Origin of the sequence: Sporosarcina gallistercoris (assembly GCF_050459885.1) — a bacterium.
Classification (GTDB): Bacteria; Bacillota; Bacilli; order Bacillales_A; family Planococcaceae; genus Sporosarcina; species Sporosarcina gallistercoris_A.
Genome location: NZ_JBCMNO010000022.1, coordinates 127359 through 134713 on the forward strand (window position 1 = coordinate 127359; position 7355 = coordinate 134713).

Genomic DNA, 7355 nt, shown 5'->3' on the forward strand with positions numbered 1-7355 from the left:
TAGAAATCATTTTTGTTTAACCAACTCATCTATTATTGTAGCAAACTCTTCAGGTTTTTCCACGTGGATTGCATGACCGGCATTTTTCACAGAGAAATGTCGGACTGCTGGCAGTAAGTTTTTCATCTCCAACGCAATCGTTTCAAACTTTTTATCGAGGGATCCTGTAACTAGAATTACGGGATACATCTGCTCAGAAAGCAGTTCCCAGTATGACGGCTGACTTCCCGTCCCAATACCGATCAAGCTATTAGCAAGGCCTTGTGCATCTTGGCTTAACCGCTCTTTCCGTATTGCTTCTTGTTGTCGCTCTGACAGGGACTTCTGCGAGTCGAATAAGGCCAGGCTCCCCCAAAAATCCATGAAATCATGCAACGGTTCGGATAGGAGGCGTTCCGCTAATTTGGCATCTCGTTCCTTACGATCTGAACGCTCAGATGCTGTTTTCAACCCTGGCGACGCACTTTCAAGGACTAGTTGCTGTATCCGCTCAGGATAAGAGGCCGCGTACCCTAACGCAGTACGACCTCCCATGGAATAGCCGACCAATGTGAACTTTCTTAGCTCTAATTGGCTGAACAGTTGCTCGAGATCTTCAGTCTGTCTTTCCATTGAATAATCGGAACTGTTCTCAGGAATGTCCGATTGCCCATGTCCCCACAGATCGATTGCGACAGCATGGACTTTCCCTTCAAGAAGGGAAATGATTGTCTGCCACGTAGCTGTGCTTCCTGTGAACCCATGAAGGAAGACCACAACTGGAAGAGATGCATCACCGGAACGCTGCACATGCATTGAGTGGCCATTGACAAAAAACCATTCAGAACCCATTCCGGTCGAGCTCCTCTCCGATTGCACTCCACAATTCACGATGAGCCAGGACATTCCGATCGCGAACTGAGATCATCTCAATGATCCTCAGTGGAGCGGTTTTCTCTTCTGCCAATCGAGCTTCAAGCTGTTCTATTGATGAAACCGAATCGTATTGAATGCCGTACATCTCCGCAAGAGGAGCAAATGATAAACCGGTTGGCGTACCAAATAACTGTTCAAAATGATTCGGAATCGATGCTTGAGGCAAGTAAGAGAAAATGCCGCCTCCATCATTATTACTCACTATAATGGTTAAATCCATTGTCTGCATACGGGAAATCAGTAACCCGTTCACGTCGTGCATGAACGACAAGTCTCCAATCAGAAGCCAAGAAGGACGCTTACGTGCAGTTTGAATGCCGAGAGCAGTAGACACTACCCCGTCAATCCCGTTAGCTCCGCGATTGGAGAAAATCGCAATGTCCCGATCTGTTTTACGGAAGTACGTGTCCAAATCACGGATCGGCATACTGCTGCCGCTTATTAAATCACTTCCACTTGGTAACGAAGCCAGTAACGTCCGTACATAATCTCCTTCATGGACTTCGCCACTCCGATAACTTTCTGTCATCATTGCAGCAATCCCATTCGCCTTACTCCAAAGATCTGTATAAGCTGTCTCTTGAAGAGTACTCGTTTCTATAGACAAAACGTCCATCACGCTCGCTTGTAGATGATGCGTAGCAATACCGAGAGGATCCCGGAAAATCGGGGATTCATCCACAACGATAACTGTTTGTGGCCGAAACTTTTTCAAAAACAATGTGAGCGGTTTAGAAACCGGCTGAGGACCCATGCGTATGACCGTGTCAGGACCTGCCTGAGCTGCAAAGGATTCGTTTTTCAGAAATGCGTCATAGGAGTCGATGCATAAATGACGGCTGCTTTCTGGTACTTCCGATCGCAAATTGGATAATGGATCGCAAACCACCGGCCAATTCATTCTTTCCGCAAATGCCCAAAGCTTCGTTTTATCGAATCCGGGATTACACTCCCCCATCACTAATAATCCGCGTGTTGCAGAGCACATCAATTCGCCTACCTGTTCCTTTTGCTCAGTGGACAGAGAGGCCTGCCCGCCAATCCGTTCAGAAAACGTAACTGAAGGGAGTTCTTGTTCGAAATCGATTAACAATGGTTCCCGGAATGGCGCATTGAGATGGACCGGTCCCTTAGGTTCAGTGACCGCCATGCCTATAGAACGAGCAATTTGCCGTTCTAGATAGTCATCGACTGCAGCAGAATCTTCGGGGATCGGCAAGTCCACATCATATTTGATGTGCGGACCAAACAACCCCATTTGTCGAATTGCTTGGGGCGCACCTACGTCGCGTAATTCGTGCGGTCGATCTGCTGTGATCACAATCAGCGGAACGCGCGCATAAAACGCTTCAGTCACCGCTGGATGATAATTAGAAGCAGCTGTGCCCGATGTACATAACAGAACGACAGGTACTTGCGCAGCCTTCGCCAACCCAAGTGCGAAAAAGCCTGCAGACCGCTCATCTACATGTAAATGGGTCTCTATCTGTTCCGTGGAAGCAAGGGCATAAGCAAGTGGAGTTGAACGCGATCCTGGACTGATGACTGCATGAATGACCCCCATTCTGACGAGGCTCTCTGCCATTCTTCTCACATGATTTGTCAGTGTTCTGCGGTTATCCATTTAACGAACCTCCAAGTGCGCGTAACATCGGTCTGAATTTCACCCAAGTCTCTTCGTATTCCTGTGTAGGTTCTGAGTCTGCAACAATTCCACCACCTGCATAGAGCATCGCATGTTCCTCTTCTAATAATGCTGAACGGATTGCAACTGCAAATTCACCGTTACCCGATGCATCTGTCCATCCGATCGGCGCAGCGTAATACCCACGATCGCGATCTTCTTCCTGACGGATCAGTTCCATTGCGACGGGTGTAGGAACACCACCTAGGGCAGGTGTCGGATGAAGGGCTTTCACAAATTGGAAAATACCACTTTCAGCACCTAATCTGCCTTGAACAGGTGTGTGCAAATGTTGGATATCCCGTACTTTCATCAGCTTAGGCCGTGTTGCGGCTGTATAGGAGGCACAAAGTGATTCGAATACACCGGTAATCATATCCACTACATATTGGTGCTCTTCTTGGTTCTTTTTATCCCCGAGTAATTCACTGCCAAACTGCTGGTCCTCGTCGGCACTACTTCCCCGCTTGATAGAACCTGCAACGCAGGCGGAAAACGCTTGTCCGTCCTTTATTTCAATCAATCGTTCAGGAGTTGCACCGAAAAAGAACTGACCGCCATTCTCAAGCCCGAAATTATAACTATCCCGCTGCTCGTTCGAAACGGATTGCAGTGCAGCTACCGGACGGATCGGATGCTCAAATTTCAGAGCTAATTTCCGGGCAATGACTACCTTTTCAGCTTCGCCCTTTTGGATTTTCTCTGTAATTTTTTTAACTGCCTTCAGATAATGGTCTTTACAAAGCTCTTTCATCGATACTAGGGCCGGCTTTTCTATGGACACGGATTCTTGTACTTGTGCCATATGAATAAGTTGGTCCCGTTGCTTACGAAGCGCTTCAAATTGAAGGACCGTTTCAGATTCTTCTGAGATGAAATTGATAGCAACTAGGGTTTTTCCATTTTCTATTTTCAACTGGAAGGTAGGGACAGCAAAAAGTGCATTCGGAAAATCTCCCCACTCTGAAGGAGTAGATGAGCGGTTTTCATCAAACGAAAATCCACCGAATAACACAGGATCCATGTCTTTTTCTTCTTTAATAAGTGCTTTACAATAGTCTTTCCATTTGGATTCAATCGTATCAAAACGATCGGCTCCATCTTCATCAGTTAACGTTAGTGCATGGCCAATTCCGACAAGTGTCATTGTTTTAGAAGCATTTTCCCAATAAAAACGATGGGAATCATTGATGAGCGCCCCTGCCTCAAAAAAAGACAGCGGTGATATTCCGCCCGCCTCAATAGTCTCAGTAAAGAAGCGGACATGCGGCATAGCTGCCGTTTTTTCCCGGCTAGGCAAGTCCGTAAGCTTCCGATTCATAGTATTCTCTCCTCATGTGGCAAACTCTTAGTGCCAATTCTACTTCCATTATAGCGGAAATCGGGTAACGGCGCATTTTTAAGAACCTGAAGGATTCCGTAATTGTGCCGAATAGAGTACAATAAGACTTGCATGTTTAAAAGAAGGAGAGAACGAAATGCAAGATACAATTAAAATTGAAACAGGTTGGAGAATGTGGTGGCAGCTTACACGTCCTCATACGTTAACTGCAGCATTTGCTCCTGTATTCCTTGGCACGATGCTCGCATTGCCGTTTGGGAAACTGGACTTCTTATTATTTGCCGCGATGTTACTCGCAAGTGTCTTCATCCAAATGGCGACAAATATGTTTAACGAGTATTACGATTTTAAGCGCGGGCTCGATACGGAAGATTCAGTCGGCATTGGCGGCACAATCGTACGGAATAAAGTCAATCCGAAGACGATTCTAAATCTGGCGCTTCTCCTATATGGTGTATCGGTTCTACTGGGTATCTACATCTGCTTGCAGACTTCCTGGTGGCTGGCAGTTGTCGGTCTGATCTCAATGGCAATCGGCTACTTCTATACAGGAGGGCCTTATCCTATTGCCTACACTCCACTCGGTGAACTCTTCTCAGGAGTGGTTATGGGGATGCTATTAGTGCTGATTGCATTCTACATCCAGACAGGTACGGTTACAGAACGCTCTGTGTTGCTGTCGATTCCTAGCGTATTGCTCGTTGCTGCAATCATGATGGCAAACAATATCCGCGATTTGGAAGGCGATAAGCTAGGTGGAAGAAAAACGTTAGCCATTTTGTTAGGACGAGTCAATGCGATCCGCATTCAAACTGGATTTTTCGTCCTCGCCTTCGCTTGGATTATTGCGTTAGTCCTTTTTGGCGGGTTAACGCCATGGAGCCTCCTTGTAATCCTATGTGTTAAGAAACCGATCAGCGCCATTAAAATCTTTAAGAACTTTGAACTTCCTTTGCAAGTAATGCCTGCAATGAAATACACAGCTCAAACGAACACATTCTTTTGTCTGTTACTTGCGATCGGATTGCTTATTGGACATCTTACAACTACCTAATGACATCTTAAAAAGGCTGTACGGAGTCAGTAAAAACTGATTGCTGTATCAGCCTTTTTAGTTTGGCTTAAATGGTAGAGGTCACAATTGAAAAACAAAAGGTTTAATAACTCTGCGAAAAAGGAATTCATTGGATTAACAGCTGAAGTACTAGTAATTTTGCTGTTCTGAATCATACTAGAACGTAAATCCATAAAGGACGTGAACGGAATGTTAACAAAAGATCAAATGACAACTTTAAAAAAAGAACTGCTTCGTCTCCAGGATGAACTCGCTCTGACCCAAGAGAGGACTGATGTAGAGGATAGTCCACAAGAAGAAATCGGAGAGCTATCCTCCTACGACAACCACCCGGCAGATATGGGGACGGAGTTATATGACCGAGAGAAAGACAGAGCACTGAATGTACACGCAAGTGAAGAGCTGGAGAAGGTCCGGAAAGCATTAGAGAAGATACAAGATGGCTCATATGGAGTATGCGAAGAATGCGGCAAAGAAATCCCTTTCGAACGGTTGGAAGCAATTCCCTATACTACGCTTTGTGTGGATGACGCCGTACAAGAAATTCCCGATGATCGCCCCGTAGAGGATGATCTGCTGAAGATGGCCAATCCAAACACATTTGCCGAACGAAGGGAAGGTGCATTTAAAGATCCCATAGACAGTTTTGAAGAAATCGCAAAGTCAGGTACTTCTGAGACTCCATCGGACTTCACAGGTGACCATGGTGACTATGAAACGTTATACGACACTTCGATTGAAGACGAAAGTACTGAAGATATTGATGTGATTGCGACAAGTAATTTAGAGGGAGAGCCTTCAGGGATCATTCGGGGAGCCACAACATTGGCTTATGAAGAAGAACTGGATGAGGAAGGACTGGAGTCGGAATTAGGCGACATCCCCTATCGCCGTAAAGACAGTTACACCGACAAATAATAACCACAAAAAAAGTTCCTGGAAGCGATTTCGCATCCAGGAACTTTTAAGTATGACCCCTACGGGATTCGAACCCGTGTTACCGCCGTGAAAGGGCGGTGTCTTAACCGCTTGACCAAGGGGCCAAACAAATATGGCGGAGAAGGAGGGATTCGAACCCTCGCGCCGCTTTCGCGACCTACACCCTTAGCAGGGGCGCCTCTTGAGCCACTTGAGTACTTCCCCGTAATATGGCTCCGCAGGTAGGACTCGAACCTACGACCGATCGGTTAACAGCCGATTGCTCTACCACTGAGCTACTGCGGAATAATGATGGGCCTAAGTGGACTCGAACCACCGACCTCACGCTTATCAGGCGTGCGCTCTAACCAGCTGAGCTATAGGCCCAATATGGAGCGGGTGAAGGGAATCGAACCCTCATCATCAGCTTGGAAGGCTGAGGTTTTACCACTAAACTACACCCGCATGAATGGTGGCTCAGGACGGAATCGAACCGCCGACACAAGGATTTTCAGTCCTTTGCTCTACCGACTGAGCTACTGAGCCACATAGTGTCAATAGACTATGTATGAAAAGAAATGGCGGTCCCGACCGGGATCGAACCGGCGATCTCCTGCGTGACAGGCAGGCATGTTAACCGCTACACCACGGGACCATTTGGTTGCGGGGACAGGATTTGAACCTGTGACCTTCGGGTTATGAGCCCGACGAGCTACCACTGCTCCACCCCGCGATAATGTTAATTGAAAGACTCAACCTAAGCACGCTTACGTTTCTGTCTTATGCAAAGTTACGAATTTCTTGAAAAAATGGAGGAGGTAGAGGGATTCGAACCCCCGCGGGTTTTGACACCCCTGTCGGTTTTCAAGACCGATCCCTTCAGCCGAACTTGGGTATACCTCCGTACGATAGTAAGCAATACTGGTGGACCTTGCAGGACTCGAACCTGCGACCGGACGGTTATGAGCCGTCTGCTCTAACCAACTGAGCTAAAGGTCCTTTGGATGGCGGCAGAGGGGATCGAACCCCCGACCTCACGGGTATGAACCGTACGCTCTAGCCAGCTGAGCTACGCCGCCATAAAATGGATTAATGAAATTGGTGGAGCCTAGCGGGATCGAACCGCTGACCTCCTGCGTGCAAGGCAGGCGCTCTCCCAGCTGAGCTAAGGCCCCGTATTAAAATTGAAAATGGTCGGGAAGACAGGATTCGAACCTGCGACCCCTTGGTCCCAAACCAAGTGCTCTACCAAGCTGAGCTACTTCCCGTTCCAAAAAAAATAAAAATTGGCGCGCCCGGCAGAAGTCGAATCCACAACCTTCTGATCCGTAGTCAGACGCTCTATCCAATTGAGCTACGGGCGCATATATAATTTGTACAAGGTATGCTAAGTAAATTACAGTGGAGCGGAAGACGGGATT

General features: G+C 47.1%; 5 protein-coding genes and 14 tRNA genes. 2 read left to right on the plus strand and 17 right to left on the minus strand.

Going from position 1 to position 7355, the window contains the following annotated elements:
- Positions 1–6: 6 nt before the first annotated feature.
- Genes menH through ABE021_RS13415 form a run of 3 tightly spaced genes read right to left on the minus strand, consistent with a single transcriptional unit; the run spans position 7 to position 3920 of the window.
- Positions 7–831, minus strand: coding sequence for a 2-succinyl-6-hydroxy-2,4-cyclohexadiene-1-carboxylate synthase (menH, locus tag ABE021_RS13405; protein ID WP_430289308.1), 825 nt, complete (start codon positions 829–831; stop codon positions 7–9).
- The gene (gene menD, locus ABE021_RS13410; RefSeq protein ID WP_430289309.1) at positions 821–2539 is read right to left on the minus strand and encodes a 2-succinyl-5-enolpyruvyl-6-hydroxy-3-cyclohexene-1-carboxylic-acid synthase; all 1719 of its coding nucleotides are present in this window, start codon (positions 2537–2539) and stop codon (positions 821–823) included. Before menD ends, menH begins: the two co-directional genes overlap by 11 nt.
- On the minus strand, positions 2532–3920 hold the full coding sequence (locus ABE021_RS13415) for an isochorismate synthase (RefSeq protein ID WP_430289310.1): 1389 nt from the start codon (positions 3918–3920) through the stop codon (positions 2532–2534). The genes menD and ABE021_RS13415 overlap by 8 nt, the downstream gene beginning before the upstream one ends.
- A 157-nt stretch (positions 3921–4077) precedes the next feature.
- Between ABE021_RS13415 and ABE021_RS13420 the strand changes: the two genes are divergently transcribed.
- Together ABE021_RS13420 and ABE021_RS13425 are read left to right on the plus strand one after the other, a co-directional pair.
- A complete protein-coding gene (locus tag ABE021_RS13420) occupies positions 4078–4995 on the plus strand; it encodes a 1,4-dihydroxy-2-naphthoate polyprenyltransferase (RefSeq protein ID WP_430289312.1) in 918 nt (305 codons plus the stop codon).
- 210 nt (positions 4996–5205) lie between these two features.
- Positions 5206–5934, plus strand: a complete 729-nt coding sequence (locus ABE021_RS13425) for a TraR/DksA C4-type zinc finger protein (protein ID WP_430289314.1) — start codon at positions 5206–5208, stop codon at positions 5932–5934.
- Positions 5935–5987: 53 nt separating this feature from the next.
- Here ABE021_RS13425 and ABE021_RS13430 read toward each other — a convergent pair.
- From ABE021_RS13430 to ABE021_RS13495, 14 genes are all read right to left on the minus strand, one after another.
- Positions 5988–6059 (minus strand) — tRNA-Glu (locus ABE021_RS13430).
- 9 nt (positions 6060–6068) lie between these two features.
- A tRNA-Ser gene (locus ABE021_RS13435) sits at positions 6069–6159 on the minus strand.
- A gap of 6 nt (positions 6160–6165) precedes the next feature.
- Positions 6166–6240 (minus strand) — tRNA-Asn (locus ABE021_RS13440).
- 7 nt (positions 6241–6247) lie between these two features.
- Positions 6248–6321: transfer RNA gene (locus ABE021_RS13445), tRNA-Ile, on the minus strand.
- Positions 6322–6325: 4 nt separating this feature from the next.
- Positions 6326–6399: transfer RNA gene (locus ABE021_RS13450), tRNA-Gly, on the minus strand.
- 5 nt (positions 6400–6404) lie between these two features.
- Positions 6405–6480 (minus strand) — tRNA-Phe (locus ABE021_RS13455).
- Positions 6481–6513: 33 nt separating this feature from the next.
- Positions 6514–6589, minus strand: a tRNA-Asp gene (locus tag ABE021_RS13460).
- A 3-nt stretch (positions 6590–6592) separates the two neighbouring features.
- Positions 6593–6667, minus strand: a tRNA-Met gene (locus tag ABE021_RS13465).
- Between the two features lie 77 nt (positions 6668–6744).
- Positions 6745–6837 (minus strand) — tRNA-Ser (locus tag ABE021_RS13470).
- A 19-nt stretch (positions 6838–6856) separates the two neighbouring features.
- Positions 6857–6933, minus strand: a tRNA-Ile gene (locus ABE021_RS13475).
- A 6-nt stretch (positions 6934–6939) separates the two neighbouring features.
- Positions 6940–7013: transfer RNA gene (locus ABE021_RS13480), tRNA-Met, on the minus strand.
- Positions 7014–7033: 20 nt separating this feature from the next.
- Positions 7034–7109, minus strand: a tRNA-Ala gene (locus tag ABE021_RS13485).
- Between the two features lie 16 nt (positions 7110–7125).
- Positions 7126–7202: transfer RNA gene (locus tag ABE021_RS13490), tRNA-Pro, on the minus strand.
- A gap of 19 nt (positions 7203–7221) precedes the next feature.
- Positions 7222–7298, minus strand: a tRNA-Arg gene (locus tag ABE021_RS13495).
- Positions 7299–7355 lie beyond the last annotated feature (57 nt).